Source organism: Ruegeria sp. E5, assembly GCF_056534105.1.
The window spans coordinates 700,467-720,442 of the sequence record NZ_JBQFPA010000002.1 but is presented as its reverse complement, the minus strand read 5'-3'; the positions used below and the strand labels follow the sequence as shown (position 1 = coordinate 720,442).

General features: G+C 56.2%; 21 protein-coding genes. 7 read left to right on the top strand and 14 right to left on the bottom strand.

The window, feature by feature from the left end; genetic code table 11:
- Positions 1–3 precede the first annotated feature (3 nt).
- From ACR0BI_RS11395 to ACR0BI_RS11375, 5 genes are all read right to left on the bottom strand, one after another.
- Positions 4–1,341 carry a serine hydrolase domain-containing protein gene (locus ACR0BI_RS11395; protein WP_480561954.1) on the bottom strand — a complete coding sequence of 446 codons (1,338 nt, stop codon included), beginning with the start codon at positions 1,339–1,341 and terminating at the stop codon, positions 4–6.
- An 82-nt stretch (positions 1,342–1,423) separates the two neighbouring features.
- Positions 1,424–2,413 (bottom strand): adenosine kinase, encoded by a 990-nt coding sequence (locus ACR0BI_RS11390; protein WP_480561956.1) that lies wholly within the window; start codon positions 2,411–2,413, stop codon positions 1,424–1,426.
- On the bottom strand, positions 2,410–3,054 hold the full coding sequence (gene nth, locus ACR0BI_RS11385; protein ID WP_170394741.1) for an endonuclease III: 645 nt from the start codon (positions 3,052–3,054) through the stop codon (positions 2,410–2,412). The genes ACR0BI_RS11390 and nth overlap by 4 nt, the downstream gene beginning before the upstream one ends.
- 96 nt (positions 3,055–3,150) lie before the next feature.
- Entirely contained in the window at positions 3,151–3,792 is a 642-nt protein-coding gene (locus ACR0BI_RS11380; RefSeq protein ID WP_170394737.1) for a cysteine hydrolase family protein, read from the bottom strand.
- Between the two features lies 1 nt (position 3,793).
- Positions 3,794–4,243, bottom strand: a complete 450-nt coding sequence (locus ACR0BI_RS11375; RefSeq protein WP_480878685.1) for a MarR family winged helix-turn-helix transcriptional regulator — start codon at positions 4,241–4,243, stop codon at positions 3,794–3,796.
- 120 nt (positions 4,244–4,363) lie between these two features.
- On the opposite strand from ACR0BI_RS11375, the gene ACR0BI_RS11370 reads away from it, so the two are divergent.
- Both ACR0BI_RS11370 and ACR0BI_RS11365 read left to right on the top strand, forming a co-directional pair.
- Positions 4,364–5,215, top strand: a complete 852-nt coding sequence (locus ACR0BI_RS11370) for a bifunctional helix-turn-helix domain-containing protein/methylated-DNA--[protein]-cysteine S-methyltransferase (RefSeq protein ID WP_170802598.1) — start codon at positions 4,364–4,366, stop codon at positions 5,213–5,215.
- A 175-nt stretch (positions 5,216–5,390) separates the two neighbouring features.
- Positions 5,391–5,825 (top strand): glyoxalase superfamily protein, encoded by a 435-nt coding sequence (locus tag ACR0BI_RS11365; protein WP_170408510.1) that lies wholly within the window; start codon positions 5,391–5,393, stop codon positions 5,823–5,825.
- Positions 5,826–5,881: 56 nt separating this feature from the next.
- On the opposite strand, the gene ACR0BI_RS11360 is transcribed toward ACR0BI_RS11365, so the two are convergent.
- On the bottom strand, positions 5,882–7,321 hold the full coding sequence (locus ACR0BI_RS11360) for an aldehyde dehydrogenase family protein (protein WP_480561960.1): 1,440 nt from the start codon (positions 7,319–7,321) through the stop codon (positions 5,882–5,884).
- Between the two features lie 218 nt (positions 7,322–7,539).
- Between ACR0BI_RS11360 and ACR0BI_RS11355 the strand changes: the two genes are divergently transcribed.
- Complete coding sequence (locus ACR0BI_RS11355) at positions 7,540–8,190, top strand: peroxiredoxin (protein ID WP_170408508.1); 651 nt, start codon at positions 7,540–7,542, stop codon at positions 8,188–8,190.
- Positions 8,191–8,229: 39 nt separating this feature from the next.
- Here ACR0BI_RS11355 and ACR0BI_RS11350 read toward each other — a convergent pair whose 3' ends face one another.
- Both ACR0BI_RS11350 and ACR0BI_RS11345 read right to left on the bottom strand, forming a co-directional pair.
- A complete protein-coding gene (locus tag ACR0BI_RS11350) occupies positions 8,230–9,225 on the bottom strand; it encodes a Hint domain-containing protein (protein WP_480561962.1) in 996 nt (331 codons plus the stop codon).
- A gap of 316 nt (positions 9,226–9,541) precedes the next feature.
- Entirely contained in the window at positions 9,542–10,171 is a 630-nt protein-coding gene (locus ACR0BI_RS11345; RefSeq protein WP_170737211.1) for a TIGR02466 family protein, read from the bottom strand.
- Between the two features lie 250 nt (positions 10,172–10,421).
- Here ACR0BI_RS11345 and ACR0BI_RS11340 point away from each other — a divergent pair, with 250 nt between their 5' ends.
- Both ACR0BI_RS11340 and ACR0BI_RS11335 read left to right on the top strand, forming a co-directional pair.
- Positions 10,422–11,015, top strand: coding sequence for a hypothetical protein (locus tag ACR0BI_RS11340; protein WP_170515059.1), 594 nt, complete (start codon positions 10,422–10,424; stop codon positions 11,013–11,015).
- Between the two features lie 36 nt (positions 11,016–11,051).
- A complete protein-coding gene (locus tag ACR0BI_RS11335) occupies positions 11,052–11,552 on the top strand; it encodes a helix-turn-helix transcriptional regulator (RefSeq protein WP_170394711.1) in 501 nt (166 codons plus the stop codon).
- 292 nt (positions 11,553–11,844) lie between these two features.
- Here the strand turns inward: ACR0BI_RS11335 and pnp are convergent, their stop codons facing one another.
- The 4 genes from pnp to ACR0BI_RS11315 form a co-directional block, all read right to left on the bottom strand.
- Positions 11,845–13,995 carry a polyribonucleotide nucleotidyltransferase gene (pnp, locus tag ACR0BI_RS11330; RefSeq protein WP_170515055.1) on the bottom strand — a complete coding sequence of 717 codons (2,151 nt, stop codon included), beginning with the start codon at positions 13,993–13,995 and terminating at the stop codon, positions 11,845–11,847.
- Positions 13,996–14,219: 224 nt separating this feature from the next.
- Positions 14,220–14,588, bottom strand: coding sequence for a DUF1761 family protein (locus ACR0BI_RS11325; protein WP_170513987.1), 369 nt, complete (start codon positions 14,586–14,588; stop codon positions 14,220–14,222).
- Complete coding sequence (locus ACR0BI_RS11320; RefSeq protein ID WP_170394703.1) at positions 14,585–15,007, bottom strand: SRPBCC family protein; 423 nt, start codon at positions 15,005–15,007, stop codon at positions 14,585–14,587. Before ACR0BI_RS11320 ends, ACR0BI_RS11325 begins: the two co-directional genes overlap by 4 nt.
- The gene (locus ACR0BI_RS11315; protein WP_480561964.1) at positions 14,988–15,341 is read right to left on the bottom strand and encodes an ArsR/SmtB family transcription factor; all 354 of its coding nucleotides are present in this window, start codon (positions 15,339–15,341) and stop codon (positions 14,988–14,990) included. The genes ACR0BI_RS11320 and ACR0BI_RS11315 overlap by 20 nt, the downstream gene beginning before the upstream one ends.
- A 268-nt stretch (positions 15,342–15,609) precedes the next feature.
- Between ACR0BI_RS11315 and ACR0BI_RS11310 the strand changes: the two genes are divergently transcribed.
- Entirely contained in the window at positions 15,610–17,211 is a 1,602-nt protein-coding gene (locus tag ACR0BI_RS11310; RefSeq protein WP_170394697.1) for a BCCT family transporter, read from the top strand.
- 116 nt (positions 17,212–17,327) lie between these two features.
- Here the strand turns inward: ACR0BI_RS11310 and ACR0BI_RS11305 are convergent, their stop codons facing one another.
- Positions 17,328–17,537, bottom strand: coding sequence for a hypothetical protein (locus ACR0BI_RS11305; protein WP_170566948.1), 210 nt, complete (start codon positions 17,535–17,537; stop codon positions 17,328–17,330).
- Between the two features lie 450 nt (positions 17,538–17,987).
- On the opposite strand from ACR0BI_RS11305, the gene ACR0BI_RS11300 reads away from it, so the two are divergent.
- A complete protein-coding gene (locus ACR0BI_RS11300) occupies positions 17,988–19,235 on the top strand; it encodes an MFS transporter (protein WP_170408500.1) in 1,248 nt (415 codons plus the stop codon).
- A 386-nt stretch (positions 19,236–19,621) separates the two neighbouring features.
- Here the strand turns inward: ACR0BI_RS11300 and rpsO are convergent, their stop codons facing one another.
- A complete protein-coding gene (gene rpsO / locus ACR0BI_RS11295) occupies positions 19,622–19,891 on the bottom strand; it encodes a 30S ribosomal protein S15 (RefSeq protein ID WP_050605082.1) in 270 nt (89 codons plus the stop codon).
- Positions 19,892–19,976 lie beyond the last annotated feature (85 nt).

Sequence of the window (19,976 nt, the reverse complement as noted above, 5' to 3'; positions counted from 1 at the left end):
GGGTTAGGAACCAAGCGCCGTAATCACCGCTTTGGCCAGCGGCAGCGGGGAATAACCGGTATCGGACGGTGTAAGCCCCAATCGCACGATCACCAGATCACGCGAAGGGAATATCCCGACCGATTGCCCATCATGTCCGGCCATCCAGACCGCATCTTCGAACGGGGGTTCTCCACCCGGCACGTCGCGCCACAAGTGACCTTTGGCATATGCCCCGCCCGAGACAGCAACCGGTTCGAACATCCAGTCAGTGAACCCTTCGGGCAGAATTTGCTGCCCGTCCCATGTGCCGCCCTGCAGCAGGAATTGCCCATATCGTGCCCAATCCCGCGCTGTGGCGTACATATAGCTTGAGCCGACAAAGGTGTCAGAAACATCAGTTTCAAGTATGGCCGAGGTCATGCCCAGTGGCAGCAGGAGTGCGCGCTGCGGATAGGACAAGCTGTCATCTTTGACCTGATCCTGCCAGACCCGCGCCAAGACGGTGGATGTGCCCGACGAATAGTTGAATTCAGTATTTGGCTCAGCCTCGGCCTCAAGCGAAGTGACAAACCCCGCCATGTCGTCGCTCAGATATAACATCCGAGTCACGTCCGAGACGTCACCATAGCCTTCGTTCCATCGCAGGCCGCTGGACATGGTCAACATATCCTCGACGGTAATGTGCTGCCGGTTGTCCTCTGCCCAATCGGGAAATGAATCGACCAATGTATCCGTCAACTTCATCTGACCGGATTTTATCAGCGTTCCAATCAATCCAGAGGTTATGGTTTTTGTCATTGACCAGCCCAGAAGAGGGGTATTTTCGTCAAATCCATCCGCATAAGCCTCACCAATGATCCGGCCATCATGCACCACAACAACGGCGCGGAAGCCCTCTCCCAGAATGGTCGGGTCCGACAGAACCATTGCCAATTTGGAGTTCTGCGCTGGGGCCACTGTGGTGCCTTCCGGCCAAAGTGCATCAGACAGCGCGGGCAGAGTGTCTAGCTGGGCGTTGACCGGTTGGGCCTCATGCGTATTCGCACATCCCAGCCCCTCGCGATATTGGCTGGTCGCAGGGGCGAAGATCCCGAGTAGCTTTGCAGATACTGATTGCGCCTCGGGGTCAACCGAGACCGAGACGTGTTTCAGCAACGGATGCCCGGGCGCCTGCACATCAACCGCCAGTACCTCCTGCGCATCCCGCCCGGCGATGAACACGTTAGAACAGACGATCTTGGCCGAATAGTTGGTCCCGACTCGCAACAGGTCGGGCGGAGAGATCAGCAGGTACCCAACGCCGGCCACAAGCCCCAACGCCAATGTTCCTGCGGTGATCCTGAGTGCTCTGCCCAACATGAATTGGCTCCCCCCTTACATCCAAAAAAAGGGTAGCCATCCCGAAATGTGACGCACCAGCGTTACGTTGCGTTTCGCGGGATCAGAGCAATCCCTCAGCCCGCAGCAATTCCTGCATATTCGCCTCGGGCCGGGGGCCGATATGGCTGATGACTTCGCGTGCGCAGACGTTGCCAATTTTTGCGCAGGTCTCGTAATCGCGGCCCGTCGCCATGCCGAACAGGAATCCGGCGGCGAATTGATCGCCCGCGCCGGTCGCGTCCACCGGTACGACCTTTTCAACCGGTACATCGATGCGCGCGTTGCCGTTCAGAACAGTCACCCCGTCGCCCGACCGGGTGCAAACGACCAGAGGGCAAATCTCGGCCGTTTTCGCCAGCGCCTCCTCAAGATCGTCGGTTTCGAACAGCGATTTGATCTCGGCCTCGTTGCCGATTACAAAATCCAGCTCACTCTCGATCAGCAGCAGGAAATCGACCCGGTGCCGTTCTACACAGAACGGGTCAGAAATGGCGATGCCCGCCTTGCCGCCACCCTTATGGCAGTTGCGCGCGGCTTCAAGGAACGCGGCTTTGCCCTTTTCCTTGTCGAACAGATAGCCCTCGAGGAACATGATCTGGCTGTTGCCCGCAACGTCTTCCGAGACATCCCGAGAAGACAGCTCGGACGAAATACCCAGATAGGTGTTCATCGATCGCTCGCCATCCGGTGAGACAAAGATCATTGAACGCGAGGTCGGCAGCTCGCCCCCCGGCACCGGCGGGTTCACAAAATCCACCCCGTCTTCGTTCATCGCATCGGCATAGAAACGGCCCAGCGCATCATCATGCACCCGCCCGATAAACGCCGAATCCAGACCCAGTGCACCCGCACCCGCAATGGTATTGGCAACCGAGCCACCCGGCGTTTGCACCCGGCCTTCCATCGAGGCGTACAGTACCTCGCCGCGTTCCTGTTCGATCAGCTGCATGATGCCCTTTTCGATGCCCATCAGCTCAAGGAAACTGTCATCGGCTTGGGAAATCACGTCCACAACGGCGTTTCCGATGCCGGTCAGTTGGTAGGTTTTCATAGAGTCTTGTCCTCAAATTCGCAGAGATCGCGGATGATACAGGTCGGGCACTGCGGTTTGCGTGCCTTGCAGTGATAGCGGCCATGCAGGATCAGCCAGTGATGCGCATGCAGCTGAAAGTCGGTTGGTATGTTGTCTTCGATTGCGCGTTCGACGGCGTCCACATTCTTGCCCGGACAAATGCCGGTGCGGTTACCGACGCGGAAGATATGCGTGTCCACGGCCTGCGCCGGATATCGCCACCACATGTTCAGGACAACATTGGCTGTCTTGCGCCCCACACCCGGTAGCGATTGAAGCGCCGCGCGGGAGTTGGGCACCTCACCGCCATAGTCTTCGACCAGAATGCGACTCAGCTTGATTACGTTCTTGGCCTTCTGGCGGAACAGGCCGATGGTCTTGATGTGTTCGATCAGACCTTCTTCGCCCAGATCCAGCATCTTCTGCGGCGTGTCGGCGATCTTGAATAGCGCGCGCGTAGCCTTGTTGACGCCGGCATCGGTCGCCTGCGCTGACAGTGCGACGGCAACGACCAGAGTATAGACGTTTACATGCTCCAACTCGCCCTTGGGTTCAGGGTCGGCGTCGTGAAAACGCATAAAGATCTCGCGGATCTTGTGGTATCCGAGTTGTTTGGCCATCCGAGCCTTAATGCCCTGCCAGGCAAGCGGTCGCAATTGAAAAGGTGCGTTTTGGTTTTGCCTAGGCGCGGGTCTTGGTCGATTTATCCCTATGCCTCACGTCTGCAGTCGGAAATCCACCCCCGCCGTGGCAAGTTGATCCCTGATCCCCTGCCACCGGTTCGGATCAGCCGCCAGAACGGCTGCCGAATTGATCTGAACCCGGTATCCTCGATTGAGCGCGCCCTGCGCGGTCTTATTCACGCAATGACACCCGTCCAACCCTGTCAGAACCAGCGTTCCGATCCGTTTGTCTTGCAGGAACCGTTCAAAGCCCGGCGAAGAAAAGGCGTCACCTACGGATTTTACAAACTCGGCATCGGGATTCAGCGCAAGACGCGGATCCAACCCAACTCCGTCGGAACCTGCGTTGCCGCGCCCCTGATTGAACCACCCGTTCAGCAAGTTCGCCAGCCGTCCCTTGAATTCATGACGGATGGCAATCACGGACCAGTCAGACTGGCGGGCGCTGTCCGTCGTTGACCGGATCGTCGACAAGGCACCCTCAATTTGCGCGTCATCCCAGGTGGGTATCGAGGTAAAATCTGTTTGCATATCGATCACCAGCAGCGCCGTTTCAGGCCGCGATGCTAGGTCTATTTTGGCTCCGGTTGTCGGAGTGCCAATCTTTCGGATTTGCAAGAGGATGTACAACACGGCGATCATGATGCTTGCCGCCATTATCCAAAGGACGGTCATGTCAGGCCTCCTTGGCGAGTTCTGCGAAATAGCGGGTCAGGGCCAGCTGAACCTTGTGGTAGGCGGCAAGCTCTGACGCAGAATAATCCTGTGCAAAGCGTGTCAGCTTGGCCATCTCATCCGCTCTGATTGCCGTGATCGTCTCTTCGCCCGCAGGGCTCAGCCGGTAGCAGTAGGTGCCTGCACGTTTGGGATTGGGCTGGCTTTCGATCAGCTGTGCGCCCATCAGCTCTTTTAAGATGCGCGAGACATATTGTCGTTTCAGCTGCAGCTCGGCGCATAGCATCGGGGCTGTCGCGCCGGGAGATAGCGACAGACCTTCCAAAAGGGCACGTTGCCCGACGGTCACGCCTTTGCGCTGGCTGCCCTGCTCAACTGCTGCCGTGATGTTCCGCAGCAAAGGCCGGGTGGCCTGAACTGCCTGATAAAGCTGATCCAACCTGTGTCCCATACCTGAATGGTAGGAGAAATCGATTTGATTCGTCAACTCAGTTGACAAGATAAAGCGCAGGTTCCGGGTCGCAAGATCGACAGGGGCAAGTTACTGTTCCTGTAACTGATGAGGTGACTGATGAACGTCCAGACAGCAGAAAGCGGATATCATTATAACGTCATGCGGCGCGCGATCGAATTGATCGATCAAGGCGGAGAGAGTCTCAGTCTTGATGAGTTGGCTCGCCAGATGGATATGAGCCCTGCCCACTTTCAGCGTCTGTTCTCACGCTGGACCGGGGTCTCGCCGAAGCGATACCAGCAATACCTGACTCTCGGCCATGCCAAAGCCCTGTTGCACGAGCGTTTCACCACGCTGGAAACCGCTCATAATGTGGGGCTGTCCGGCAGTGGGCGGCTTCATGACCTGTTCCTGAAATGGGAATGCATGAGCCCCGGTGAATATGCCCGCAAAGGCGCAGGTCTCACGATCTACTGGGGCTGGTTCGAGTGCCCCTTTGGCCCTGCGCTGGTTATGGGAACTGACAAGGGAATCTGTGGAATCGCCTTTGGGGCCGAGACAGGCGAGGAGGCGGCGATGGAAGACATGATCTCTCGTTGGCCCAATGCTGATTTTGTCGAGGACCCGATGCGCCTGCGGCCTTGGGTGCTCAGCGCCTTCGGTGCGGCCAGCGACCGGTTGGAGCCGACCCCGCTCTACCTGATCGGCTCACCACTGCAGATCAAGGTATGGGAAGCGCTGATGCACATCCCTTCGGGGCAGGTCACCACCTATTCCGAGATCGCGCAGCGGGTCGGCTCACCCCAAGCGGTGCGCGCCGTAGGCACCGCAGTTGGGCGCAACCCGGTCAGTTGGCTGATCCCCTGCCACCGTGCCTTACGCAAATCGGGCGGCCTGGGTGGCTACCACTGGGGACTGCCCGTCAAGCGCGCCATGCTGGCCTATGAGGCGGCGCAGGCCGACGCCTGATTGACATTCTGGCGCGTCGTTGCCATATGCACGGCAGGTTCGGGTCCCCTGCCGTTCGCGGCCTTAGGCTTTGGTGAAACCCGATTGAATCACATCTGTTGCCCTTTCCAGGCGCGCGGATGGCAATGCGAACCCCGTCCAGATTTCGCGCCCGTTTCAGGAAACGAGGCACACCATGACACATACTCAGAACATCGCTCCGGTTGCGGAGCTGAAAGAGCAGGCAAAACGCCTGCGTAAACGCCTGCAGGACGCCGGAGTGAAGCTATCGCATAGCGAGGCGCTGGAACTGTTGGCGCATCAACTCGGTGCGCGGGATTGGAACACGTTGCACGCGATGGCAGGAAATCGAGTGCAGTTGCGCGTTGGTGACCGGGTTGAGGGCCGATATCTGGGTCAGCCCTTCACCGCCGAAATCCGCGGTCTGACCATGATTGGGGATGGCGGACATCGCCGGGTGACCCTGCAGTTCGACGTGCCCGTAGATGTGGTCCGGTTCGACAGTTTTTCGTCCCTTCGCCAGCGGGTGACAGGTGAGATTGGCTGGGATGGTCGATCCACCCGTCACACGTCGGACGGAGAGCCGCAGCTTATCGTCCGACCTGCCTAAGAAACAAAGCGAGGCACCCTTAGGGTGCCTCACATTTTGATACCACCAAAACCGGGTTATTCGGTAGCCCAGCCCCCGACGGCCTTGACCTCAAGGAAGTCCTCCAAGCCCCAAACCCCGCCTTCGCGGCCATTGCCGGACTGTTTCATCCCACCAAACGGGGACCCAGCGCTGCGCGACTGGCCGTTCATCTCAACCATGCCCGACCGCAAGACGCGAGCCATTCGGTTGGCGCGTGCACCGTCTTGGGTCTGAACATAATTGGTCAGCCCGTAAGGTGTGTCATTGGCAATCTCGATGGCTTCTTCTTCGGTGTCGAAGGGGATCATAGTCAGAACCGGGCCAAAGATCTCCTCGCGCGCGATCGTCATCTGGTTATTGGCATCGGCAAAAACCGTTGGGCGCACATAATAGCCCTTGTTCAGCCCCTCTGGCCGACCCGTGCCGCCTGCAACCAGACGCGCGCCCTCATCAATTCCTTTCTGGATCAGGTCCTGAATTTTGGTCCACTGCACTTCGTTCACCACCGGTCCGATATGTCGGCCTTCTTGGGCGGCACTGCCGACGGTGACCTTGTTTGCCACTTCGGCGGCTGTCTCAACCGCCTGATCATAGATCGGACGCTGCACCAGCATCCGGCTGGGCGCGTTACAGCTTTGACCGGTGTTGTTCATCATGTGCAGGACGCCGCGTTTTACCGCCTTTTCGTCGGCATCGGCGAAGACTACATTGGCCCCTTTGCCGCCCAGTTCCAGATGCACTTTCTTCAGTGTATCCGCCGCATTCTTGGAAATCGCCGTGCCCGCGCGGGTCGAACCGGTGAAGCTGACTATATCAACATCTGCGTGCCCCGAGAGCTGAGAGCCCACGCCCACGCCATCGCCATTTACCAGGTTGAAAACACCAGCCGGGAAACCAGCCTCATCCATCATCTCAGCAAAGATCATCGCGTTCAGCGGGCTTTGCTCGGACGGTTTCAGCACCATCGTGCAGCCCGCAATCGCGGCGGCCCCGACTTTGAGCGTGACCTGATTCATCGGCCAATTCCATGGGGTGATCAGGGCTGCCACACCCACCGCTTCATAGATGATCCGGTCATTCGGCGCATGATCGCCCAGTGGGCGTTCGAATTGGAACGCCTTGGCGGCACGGATGAAGTTTTTTAAGTGATAGATCCCCGCGCCCGATTGCTGGCTGCGCGCCATATCGATCGGTGCACCCATCTCCATCGACATCGCCTGGGCCAGATCCTCTGAGCGGGTGGCGTAAATATCGACCAGTTTCTCTACCAAAGCGATGCGCTCGTCCACCGGGGTTGCCATCCAACCAGGCAGAGCAGCTTTGGCCGCGGCGACCGCTGCGTTAGTGTCAGCCTCTGACCCCAATGAGATCACCGCGCATGGTTCTTCGGTCGACGGGTCGATCACTTCGAAATCATTCGGCTCTGATGGGGCGACCCATTTGCCGTTGATATAGAAATCGCGTTTTTCGATCATGGCTCATCCTCCGGATCAGGAATCAATCGACCGAACGGTCGGTTTTCATTCGCACTCTGTCACCCACCCGGGTGTCGGGCAAGGGTAAAACATAATTTGATCAAATTATCTACCTACTGAATCTTCTGACAGCGCAACATGAATGGTTTAACCTCTGCGCAAAGTGATTAGGTTGGCAGCAATCGACTCGCGATTTTTCACAGGAAAGGAGTTTCCCAATGGGTTTGCGCATCAATGATACGGTCCCGAATTTCACCGCAGAGACAGATCAGGGCACCGTCCAGTTTCATGACTGGATTGGCGATAGCTGGGCCATCCTGTTCTCACACCCCAAGGACTTCACTCCTGTTTGCACGACCGAGTTTTCGGCAGTTGCGCAGCTGAACGATGAATGGGCGGCGCGGAACACCAAAGTGATCGGCGTGTCGGTCGATGGTGTCGAAGATCATAAGAAGTGGAAAAAAGATATCGAGGCCTATGGCAACGCCAACCCCGGCTTCCCGATCATCGCCGATGACGGTCTGGCTGTGTCCAAAGCCTTCGACATGCTGCCGGCCGAGGCCTATCTGCCCGACGGCCGCACGCCTGCCGACAGCGCAACTGTACGCTCTGTCTTTATCATCGGACCCGATAAGCAGTTGAAACTGTCCATGACCTACCCGATGACCGTGGGCCGCAACTTTGCCGAGATTCTGCGTGCGCTGGATGGCCTGCAGATGAGCGCCAAGGGCGTGGCAACCCCCGCAAATTGGGTGCCGGGTGAGGATGTGATCATTCCACCTGCGGTCTCCAACGATGAGGCAAAAGAGAAGTTCGGCGAGTTCGAGACGATCTTCCCCTATCTGCGCAAAACCAAAGCGCCGTCGTAATCGGATCAACGGGCAGGGGGCGAAAGCCCCCGCCTTCTTCTAATGCGCAAACGCCGAGGTTGCGCCGCAAGGGGCAGATAGCTCCGGGCGCAGCATCTGCACTTCGTACGGTTTCAGAACCGGCAGCACCGTATCACCATAGCCGCCTGTATCGGAATGAAGCTCAGGGAACAGCTCGAATAGTTCCTCCTTCACTGCACTGCTCATCGCGTCCAGCGTATATCCGCCGGGATAAAACGATTCCGACCACAATCCTTCGACATTCACCAGCTCATGCTGGTCGAATAGAATGTGAATGTACTCGACGCCCCCGTTTGGCGGAACTTGCGTGATAGACTTGCCGTTGAGCAGAGACTTGGCCGTCGCCAACATCATCGGGTGACTATGATGCAATTCCAATGCAGGTGAGGACACGACAACCCGATGCTGAGGTGACAGCAGCAGATCTCGCGATGGTGTCTGCGGCCCAAGACTGCCCGCACTGATCCGGATCGGGCAATGCTTAGGGGTCTGTCTCAGATCCGCCTCACTCAGCCGTCGCCGACCCACCCAGCGCACGGCCCGACCGGTGCCATCTGCGGTGATCACATGATCGCCTGCTTTGACTTCTTCGATCAGACGCTGGCCCGATGGTGTCAGAATATGTGACCCCGAAGTAAAGCAGACAAAGCTGGGAAGGTTATCATATTCGACCGCAGGTGCAGTACTCTGGGCCAGTGAGTTGCCTGTCAGTACATCGTTAACAGCAACGTTTCCCGAGGTCACAACGATGTATTGCGTACCCGAGAATTGCAGCAGTGTGTAGGTGACCGGTGCACCTCCGACCGTCGCGCTGTAGCCTTCAAATATCTGAAAGCTGCCGGAGTTGTTCAGCCCGGGGATTGGGAGGGTATCGAACTGTTGGCTGCCGTTGTTGTCCGGATTTTCGAGAAAATTATCATCATCAGTAATGGTGACCTGAAACCCCTGGGTCACCGTCACACTGGGGTTGCCAAACGGATCTCCGTTGATCTCAAAGATGGTGATAGAGGCCAAAGCGCGGCGACGTCCCAGATGATTTGGATTTCCTTAACTTTGAGCTAACTCAACTTAGAAGTGTTAACATATCGTTTACCGTGACGCGCAGGGCTCGAAAGCGGCACTGATCGAAAAAGGCAGATTGGCTATGGTTGGATCGACTGTGGGCACGCCTGCCGAGGTGGTGGTTGGGATCGGATACGTCAGTTGAACGCGGTCTCGCTGCCAAAGGATTGTAGCTTCTGATGGAAACTGAAAGCCGCGCTGACTGCGTTGACCAGGCGAAACATTGCCATGATGTTCGATACCACAGAGGCTGCGTATCTCGAGGCGATTAACTGGGATCCGATTTTGGACGTCGAAAGGTTGCGTTGAAGGCAACCGTGACGCGGCTTTCTTTACTTTGGTTTGGGTGGACCCAATGAGTCAGATAGGATGGAAAAAGGATCATTTCGCCGGCTGCCGGGCGCAGCTTCTTTTTGTTCCGAAACGCACTCGCCTGAAGTATGCGCCAGTGAGGCAACTCGTTTCGGGGGTCGAGAAACTCAATCATTCCAGACGAACCTTCTTCGATCTCGGGTTGAGAAACATAGTACACTCCAGACCAATGCGCGCCGGGATGAGTATGCGGCGCATTGTACCCGCCGGAAGGATTGTCGTTTATCCACCCGAACAGTTTCAGGCGAAGTTTATCCGGTTCAACCTTGTCTGAGACCTTTCGTGTTATTTGAAACACCGCATCTTCGGCCGCGTCTCGCAAATTCTGAATAGCGGGCGTATCGCGATCAAAGAGGTTTCCGTTTGAGTGCCATCCGCCGCGATTGGATTTTGAGGCACCCTCGTCTTCCTCACGCATCTTTTCGGCCTCAAACAGAATCGCCGCATTAAGCGCTGCACTGTTAGGCACCACAAATCGCATCATTGGAGTAGAGAAGAGCTTTTCGAATTTCTTGGCTTCGGGCATATCCTCGGTGTCACCTTCAAAAACTACATGGCTGTAAATTCAGATCGGTCCGAGATCAAATTCAGGAATTTGCTCCTGATAAATTCTTCGGCGCTCTCCAAATCCACGTTCCCGCACATTGCGCGCATTACCCAGTACCGTTGAGGATATAGTTCTTTGGTTCAAGTCTGGCCTAACCAACCTAAGTTATATTCCCATCGCAAAGCGCCGATGTTTTAGTTCATTTGGCAATTCCTTTGAGGATGGGAACATGAACAAGAAAACTATCGGTCTGACATCAACTTTCGTTCTGATGGCCACCACGGCGCTTTCGCAAACCACCAAGCAAGACATCATCGACGAACTCACAGAACAAGGTTTCCAACGAATCGAAATAACCAACACGCTGTTTGGGAATCTTCGCTTTGAAGCAACTGGACCTGGAATCGAGAGAGAAGTGGTGCTGGGGAAAGACGGAACCATCGTTCGGGATCGTTCAGAGCGAGACGATGAGTTCGACGATGAGGAAGATGACGACGAAGATTTTGATGACGAAGATGACGACGAAGATGACGACGAAGGATTTGATGACGAAGGTGACGATGACGAAGGCGATGGGGAAAACGATAGCGAAGGCGACGATGGTGAACGCGACAGCGAAGGCGACGATGGTGAACGCGACAGCGAAGGCGACGATGGTGAGCGCGACAGCGAAGGTGACGATGGCGAGCGCGATAGCGAAGGCGACGATGGCGAACGCGATAGCGAAGGCGATGACGGCGAACGCGATAGCGAAGGCGACGATGGCGAGCGCGACGGTGAAGGTGACGATGGCGAAGGGGATGACGAAGGCGACGATGATTAATTCAGCTTCCAACTTGAGCCCAAGCGAGATTGGGGTTTGAACAAATGGTTTAAAAAAGAAGCCATGTTCAAAGCGGGGATCGCTGTATATGCGATCTCTGCTTTGACGTTTGTGATCGAATTGATTGGCGAAATAACAGGGTACTACATTTTTTCCGCGAGTTGGGTGGTCCATGAAATCACGGCTCTCATCACCCTATTTGGGTTTATTCTTGGGGGGCTTTTGATTTGGCAAAGCCACAGGCTGTTTTTGCGACGTCACCAAGAAGTCAAACAGAACCTGCGGAAGGCTCAAGGCGAGTTTTTTCGAATGCTGGAACTACAGTTCGACCGTTGGGGCCTTAGTGCTGCGGAACGAGATGTTGCACTTCTCACCGTAAAGGGCCTGTCCCTCGCAGAAATAGCTAAACTGCGCGAGACCAGCGAGGGAACAATCAAGTCCCAGAACAATTCAATCTACAAAAAAGCCAAGGTCAAATCGAGGACGCAACTGTTAGGCGCGCTCATAGAAGAGCTTTTGATCGAAGAAAAGAAATAAACCAAGAAACGATCGGATATCGTCGTAAATTCATTCATTTATCGGCAATGAGTAGAAAAGAATGCCCAAGTAGATGCCCCGGGCCTATAAAGCCAACGTTATAAGTGGTTGCGAGGCTCTGTTTCAGGGCAATGCACTCAACAATCAGAATTGTAGCCTCATCAAAATTGAAGCCTACCCCAGCAAGCAGATGGTCGGCACATTCCACAGCATCGCTACGGCACTCGTCATTCGCCCAAAGAAAAAGGCCCCGGCGGATTACCGGGGCCTTCGTTCTTGCAAAAGAGGCAGATTACTCTGCGCTTTCCTCTTTCTTTTCTTTCTTCTCGGGAACGATCTCTTCGCCGGTTTCCTGATCGACAACTTTCATCGACAGGCGCACCTTGCCGCGATCGTCAAAGCCCAGCAGCTTGACCTTTACTTCCTGACCTTCTTTCAGAACATCCGACGGATGGTTCAGGCGTCGGTTTTCGATCTGGGACACGTGCACCAGACCGTCGCGCTTGCCAAAGAAGTTCACGAAGGCACCGAAGTCGACGATCTTGACCACTTTACCGGTGTAGATCTGGCCCTCTTCCGGCTCAGCAACGATCGAGTGGATCATCTCATAGGCCTTTTTGATCGATTCACCGTCGGGCGACGCGATCTTGATGACGCCGTCGTCATTGATGTCGACCTTGGCACCCGAAACCTCGACGATTTCGCGGATGACCTTACCGCCCGAACCGATCACTTCACGGATCTTGTCGGTGGGGATGTTCATGGTCTCGATGCGCGGGGCGTGGACCGAGAATTCGTTGGTCTCGGACAGGGCTTTGCCCATCTCACCCAGAATGTGCATCCGGCCGTCCTTGGCTTGCGCCAGGGCTTTCTCCATGATCTCAGGCGTGATGCCCGCAACCTTGATGTCCATCTGCAGCGAGGTGATGCCGTTTTCGGTGCCAGCCACTTTGAAGTCCATGTCGCCAAGGTGGTCTTCGTCACCCAGAATGTCCGACAGGATGGCATAGTTGCCGTCATCTTCCAGGATCAGACCCATGGCCACACCGGCAACCGGTGCTTTCAGCGGAACGCCCGCATCCATCATCGAAAGCGAACCACCGCAAACCGACGCCATCGAGGACGAGCCGTTGGATTCGGTGATCTCCGACACGATGCGGATCGTGTAGGGGAAGTCGGTCGCTGCAGGCAGAACCGCCTGCAGGGCACGCCATGCCAGCTTGCCGTGGCCGATCTCACGACGGCCCGGACCACCCACGCGGCCAACTTCACCCACCGAGTAGGGAGGGAAGTTGTAGTGCAGCAGGAAGTTCGATTTGAAGTTGCCGTGTAGCGCGTCGATGAACTGTTCGTCGTCACCGGTGCCCAGCGTGGTCACGGCCAATGCCTGAGTCTCACCACGGGTGAACAGGGCAGAACCGTGGGTCCGCGGCAGCATCGAGGTTTCTGCGACGATCGAACGGATATCGGTGGTCGAACGACCGTCGATACGCTTGCCGCCTTTGACGACGTCACCGCGCAGAATGCCAGCTTCCAGCTTCTTCATAGCGGAACCGAGGTTGCCGTCTTCTAGTTGCTCTTCGGTCAGCGCTTCCTTGATCGCTTCACGGGCCGCGGCAACAGCGGCGGTGCGCTCTTGCTTGTCGGTGATCGCGAACGCAGCGCGCATCTTCTCTTCACCGGCAGCCGAAACAGCGGCGGACAGCTCCGAGTAATCGGGGGCGACAAATTCGAACGGCTCTTTCGCGGCTTCTTCGGCCAGCGAGATGATCAGGTCGATCACGGGCTGAATTTGCTCATGCGCGAAGTTTACCGCGCCCAGCATTTCCGCCTCGGACAGTTCGTACGCTTCCGATTCCACCATCATCACGGCGTCTTTGGTACCGGCGACAACCAGGTCCAGACGCTGTTCAGGGTTCAGGCGCAGGTCCTGCATGTCGTCGACGGTCGGGTTCAGAACGTATTCGCCATCCTCGAAACCAACGCGGGCACCGGCGATCGGACCCATGAACGGCGCGCCGGAAATGGTCAGTGCGGCAGAGGCTGCGATCATCGCAACGATGTCGGGGTCGTTGACCAGATCGTGGGACAGCACGGTGCACATCACCAGAACTTCGTTTTTAAAGCCGTCAACAAACAGCGGGCGGATCGGACGGTCAATCAGACGCGCGGTCAGCGTCTCTTTCTCGGTCGGGCGCGCTTCGCGCTTGAAGAAGCCACCCGGAACCTTACCGGCGGCATAGTATTTTTCTTGATAGTGCACGGTCAGCGGAAAAAAATCCTGACCGGGCTTTTGAGCACGGGCAAAGGTCACGTTTGCCATGACGCTGGTTTCGCCCAGCGTGGCAATCACGCTGCCGTCGGCCTGACGGGCAACCTTGCCGGTTTCCAGTGTCAGCGTCTCTTCGCCCCACTGAATCGATTTCTTTGTTACATCAAACATATGCGTATCCTAGAACGGAGCACTCCCGCCCCTGCGGGTCTCCGGTTTGCATGGCGGCCCCATTGCCGCCGACCCCACTTTATCTTCCATTCGAGTGCCGGGGTCAGGGCACAACGTCTCAGATGACAGGCCCATACATCAGTTTGCAAGCTTTGGAAAGTCGGGAGTTTTTGGGGGGCAGGGGATTGCCTAACCCCCGCCCAAGCTGGGCAGGGGCCGATGTATCAAAGGATAGCGTGCGCCAATATCATCACCACGCCGCAGCCCAGCGCATATCCGGTGTCGACTGCGATGGCGAAGCCGCTTTTCTGTGCCCATGCCCCGACCGATGCGGCCTGAGCAGCCACTGCGAGGATCGCCAGCACCGCAACGCCAAGGCTGTTGTTGGTCTCGGTCACCGCGATCACAGCGGCTAGCAGGATCAGGAAAACGATCTGGGCCGCCATCTGCGGCAGGGGTGGAGATTCGGGCGGGGTGGGGTCGATCCGTGTTCCCTCGGCCCAGCGTTTCTGAAAGCCGACGGGTCCGTAGACCAGCCAGCCCAGCAGAAAGGCCGCGATCACACCCACGCCAAGGGCGAGCCAGTTGATCACAGCGCACCCTCCAGCGTCTCAAGGATTCGGGTCCAGCCACCTTCGTGATTGTTGCGGCTTTCTTCCGAAGGGAAGCGGATGTGGTGCAGGCGCAATTCCGTACCCTTATCGGTGGGCGTGAAATCTAGCGTCACGGTGGAATCGTCCTGACTGTAAGGAGAGTTCCAAGTGAATTGCAGCCGATTGGGCCGGTCGATCACCTTGTATTCGCCCTCATGCGGAAGGTCCCCGGCCTCGGGCGCGCGCATGATGATCTTGAACCGGCCCCCTACCTTGGCATCAGAATAAGCTTCGGGCACTGACATGTTGGGACCGGGCAGCATGAACTTGGCCAGCATTTCCGGGTCTAGCCAAGCATCAAAAACCTTTTCCGGCGGGTGCGGAATGGCGCGGGTTATTTCAAGGGACAGTTCCGTCATCTTCTGGGTCCTCCAAAGCAGTTTCCAAGGCGTCCAGCCGAAGCGCCCAGATCGAACGCAGCCCGGCGAACCAGTCATCCACGGCTGACAAGGGGACCATCTGCACCTCGATCAGATGCTCGCGCCATTCCGTCCGACGCTGCACCAGCCCGGCATTCTCCAGCACCTTGATGTGCTTGGACACCGAGTTGAGGCTCATATCGAATTGCTGCGCAATATCCGTCACCCGCAAGGGGCCCTGCTGCGCGAGCATCGTTAGGATCACGCGGCGGGTTGGGTCGGACGCGGCCTTCAATATAGCGCTTAGGTCATAGCGATTCTCTCGTTCAACCATTTGGATGAATTACATGCCTTTTCTGCTTCAGTCAACCATTTGGTTGAATAGCAGGATATTTGCAGCTCTGAAAGATAATTCGGTCGCTCCCACCGCCTAATTATTCGCGAAATCGAATATATTTGGTGAAAATTTAGTATCCGTATAGGCTGAAACCACCATACCTGCGGTCGAAACGACGGAAACGCGCCAAGGGAATACGAATATCACCTCCGTCCGCCGGTCGAATACCTTGGCGTTTGCACGTAGCGAACAGAAGGGCAGACGCATGGCACAAACCAAGAAAATGCTGGATCCGGATCCCCGGATTTATGACTTTGAGACCGAATATGAGCTGGGGCAGGACAATGTCCGGCCTTTCGGTCTGGACATCCATAACCCGGTCTTTTTGATCTCTAGTATCCTGATCTTTGCGTTCGTCCTGATCGCGCTGGCAAATCAGGAATCCGCAGCCACGTTCTTTGGCTGGCTCCGACCATGGCTGACCAGCACGTTTGACTGGTTTCTGGTGCTGTCGGTTGACGCAATCACCCTGTTCTGTCTGGTGTTGATCATCTTGCCGGTGGGCAAGGTGCGGATCGGCGGCAAGGACGCCAAACCCGACTATTCCTACGCCGGATGGATCGCGATGATGTTCGCGGCCGGGATCGGCATCGGGCTGTTGTTCTTCGGCGTGATGGAGCCGGTCTATTACAACTTTGCAGAAGACGGCAACGCCCGCCCGCTGGGCATCGATATCGCTGTGCCGGGTAACGAATACATCGGCATTGTCGGCACGATCCATCATTGGGGTCTCGAAGGCTGGGCGGTATATGCGGCCGTTGGTCTGGCGCTTGCAATCTTCAGCTATAATCTCGGGCTACCATTGACCCTGCGTTCGGCTTTTTATCCGATCCTGGGCGAGCGCGTCTGGGGCTGGTGGGGCCACATCATCGATACTCTGGCAGTATTCGCGACCCTCTTCGGCCTGACCACATCATTGGGTTTGGGCGCACAACAGGTGGCTGCCGGGCTGTATGAGGTCTTTGGCATCGAACCCAGCCCCACCGTCACCGTCCTGCTGATCATAGGCATTACGATGATCGCACTGGGCTCGGTCCTGATGGGCATGGATGCAGGTGTCAAACGGTTGAGTGAGATCAACATGATCATGGCCGTAGGACTGTTCATCTTCGTCATCGTAGTTACCGGTGTCGGAACCGCCATTGCAAGGTACTTCAACGTGATGGTGGATTACGTGACCCATCTACCGGCCCTGTCCAATCCGTTCGGTCGGGAAGACACCAGCTACTTCCACGGCTGGACAACCTTCTACTGGGCTTGGTGGATTGCGTGGTCACCTTTCGTGGGCATGTTCATCGCCCGCATTTCCAAAGGTCGTACGGTGCGTGAGTTCGTGATCTGCGCCTTGTTGGCACCCACTGCGGTTTGCGCCCTGTGGATGTCGACCTTTGGTGGCGCCGCAATTGACATGCTGAACGCAGGCGGAGCAGAGGGCGTCCGCGCCACAGTGATCGAAAGCTATGCCCCCGAGGGCGCGCTGTTCGGCTTCCTGAAAGAGCTGCCGCTTTACGGCATCATAGCCCCGATCGCTCTGATCCTGATCGTTGTGTTCTTTGTCACATCGTCGGACTCAGGCTCGCTGGTGATCGACACGATCACGGCAGGCGGAAAGATGGACGCACCGGTTGTGCAACGCGTGTTCTGGTGCACGCTTGAAGGCCTCGTCGCAATCGCACTGCTGCTGGGCGGAGGTCTCTCTGCCTTGCAAGGGGCAGCGGTGTCGACTGGAATACCGTTTACCTTGGTGGTTCTGATCATGTGCTACTGCCTGTGGCTGGCGCTTAAATCAGAAAAGGCCAAGATGTAACTAGGATTATCCTGAGAAAACCGAAACGCCCGCCAATTCGGCGGGCGTTTTTGGTCCGGAGCGGCCCCTGTAGTGCGTACCCATGCAGAAGTCGTCAGGAGCGTACCAAACGGCGGTCAGTGCAGCGAATCCTTGCGTTTGCCTTGGGTTGGATATTCCATCTTTTCATCTTCTAGGATCCCGCGAAGAACCGCCGCTGTCTCAACCTTCGAAATTGCCTTCTTATGGTCGTAGGGATTATTCAAAATCGACCGCGCATTTGTGGCGTTGGACGTCTCAGACATCTTGGTTGCAAACACCCGGCTCAGAATTGTCTTCAATGGCATCATTCAACTCCCGCAACATATGGTCATCAAATCCTTGCCGCTGCGGGTCAGGTCCAAGCCACTTGAGGGAAGGGCTCAAAGACCAACTTCCGTGAGTGTGAACCCGCAGCGACACCGTCCATGTAAGAAAAATGGGGTGCCGAGAAAGGGGGAAGAAATCTGCTGTTTGCATCATTTTTTTGACCGCTTGGAAAAAAATCACGGCACTGCTTACGCTTACGTCAACCTTCTAACCTAGGGCCCGGCTTTCGCGACGCGGCGTCACAATTCGAAACCCAAGGTCAGCCACCCGGATACCGCCCGTCGCCGCGCCAAATTGGACAGAAAACGAAAGAGCCCATACCCTGACTCCGGGCAACTCTTGGCGCAGCACGTGTTTCTTGTGATGTGACCTGCCCCCTCGATGTTTTTGAAGTTGGATTTTTCCGGGACCGTAATGAGGATGCTGTTATGAACCTTTCACGATTGTCTCTGTTGCTGGTCGTATTCATTGACGTGATGGGTTTTGGATTGATCGTGCCGATTTTCAACACGATCCTGCTGGATCCACACCAGGCTTTCCTCGCACATGGAACAGCGACGAATATCCGCCAGCTCGACTATACGATTCTGATTGTCGTCTTCTTTCTGTTCTACTTTTTCGGGGCGGCCTTCATCGCCAAGTTGTCGGACTATATCGGGCGTAAAACAGGCATCATGATCTGCCTTACCGGTGCCCTGATCGGCTATGTTCTGACTGTGGCCGCGATCATGACGTCCAGCTATTGGCTGTTGCTTTTGGGGCGCGCCATTTCCGGGTTTACGACGGCCAACCAACCCATTGCGCAGGCCGCATTGATCGACATCAGCCATGACGATCAGGAGAAATCAAAAAACCTCGGGATGATTGTTGCGGCATCCGCGCTGGGCCTGCTCGGGGGGCCACTGATTTCAGGATTGCTCAGCGACCAAAACCTGATGGGATCATTTGCGTCACTGGAACTGCCTTTCTACGTCGCCATTGCCCTGATCCTGATCAACATGGCACTGATTCTGTTCTTCTTCTCCGAACCCGGTTTCAAAAGACAAAAAATTGACTTCGGGCTTTTAGATGTTGTTTTGAACTTGTGGAAAGTCTTCTCGCACCCGGTCGTTTTGCGGCTTTCGGTCGTCATGTTGTTCTCGCTGATGTGCCTGAATGCGTTTTTCTTCTTCATCGACACGTATCTGCTGACCCGGTTCAAGTTCAGTACGCTTCAAAACAGCATGGCCCTCGCCGTGTTCGGAGGCTCCATGGCCTTTGGCAGTGCCTACCTCACCGCGCCGCTGCACGAGCGGTACAAAAAGTTTCCGATTCTGTATGTCTCCATTGCAGCGATGGCACTTGGGATATTGGCCTTCATGCTGAACCCCATGGCCGATCTGACCTATGTCCTGATTGTTCCGATAACCATCGCGTTCGCGATCATGTACCCGACCATGCTTTCGTTGTTTTCCGCGAGCGTCGGCCCAACCGAGCAAGGTTGGGTCATGGGTGTGACAGTCGCCATCTACGCGTTGGGCTCCGGGACCATTACGGCCCTCAGCGGGTCCCTCATGGCTATCAATTTGCGGATGCCTTTCGTGCTCGCGGTCATCTGCGGTGTACTGGCATTGATTGCGATGGCGAAACTGTTTCGCCATCCCGGCGTTCAGGCGCTTGATACCAAGGGCAAGTAGGTTTCATCAGTGTGTCCCGAACGAAAATGGGCGCGCCCGCTACAGGCACGCCCAGTAAAAAAGGGAGGACTATGAAAAACCTGACGCTCGAAACAAAAGAAGCGCCTACTCACTAACATCCTCAGAATGGCGCAATCTTTGACCGCGTTCAGTGAAGTGGTTCACAGGAAGTTAAAAAAGTTTGCGCTTCTTTGCGTAGCGGTAAGGTTTGGGCCGCAGGTATGTGTGTGCCGTCTCTCATGAACATGGCGGGAAATTCGCGCGCCGCACAGTTCACTAGATTAGACAGTGACCAAAACAAATACGCCCACCAAATGGCGGGCGTACAAGATGTACAATTTGTACGAACAGGGCCTCAGCGCCTGTACAACATGAACAAAACGCGTTTAGCGGCGGATGCCCAGCTTTTTGATCAGGTCCTGATAGCGTGCTTCTTCTTTGCCCTTCAGATAGTCCAGCAGCTTACGGCGCTGAGCAACCATCTTCAGCAGACCACGACGCCCGTGGTTGTCTTTCTTGTGGGTTTTGAAGTGCTCGGTCAGGGTGTTGATGCGCGAGGTCAGGATAGCAACCTGGACTTCAGGCGAACCAGTGTCGCCGTCCTTGGTTGCGAATTCTTTCATGACGCGTGCTTTATCAGCGGCAGTAATCGACATCGGGGTCTCCTTTAAAGGTTAGAGTTGATGGCGCAGGCCGGGATGTCGTCCAGCACAGGCCCATGGAGAAAACCGCACCGATTCC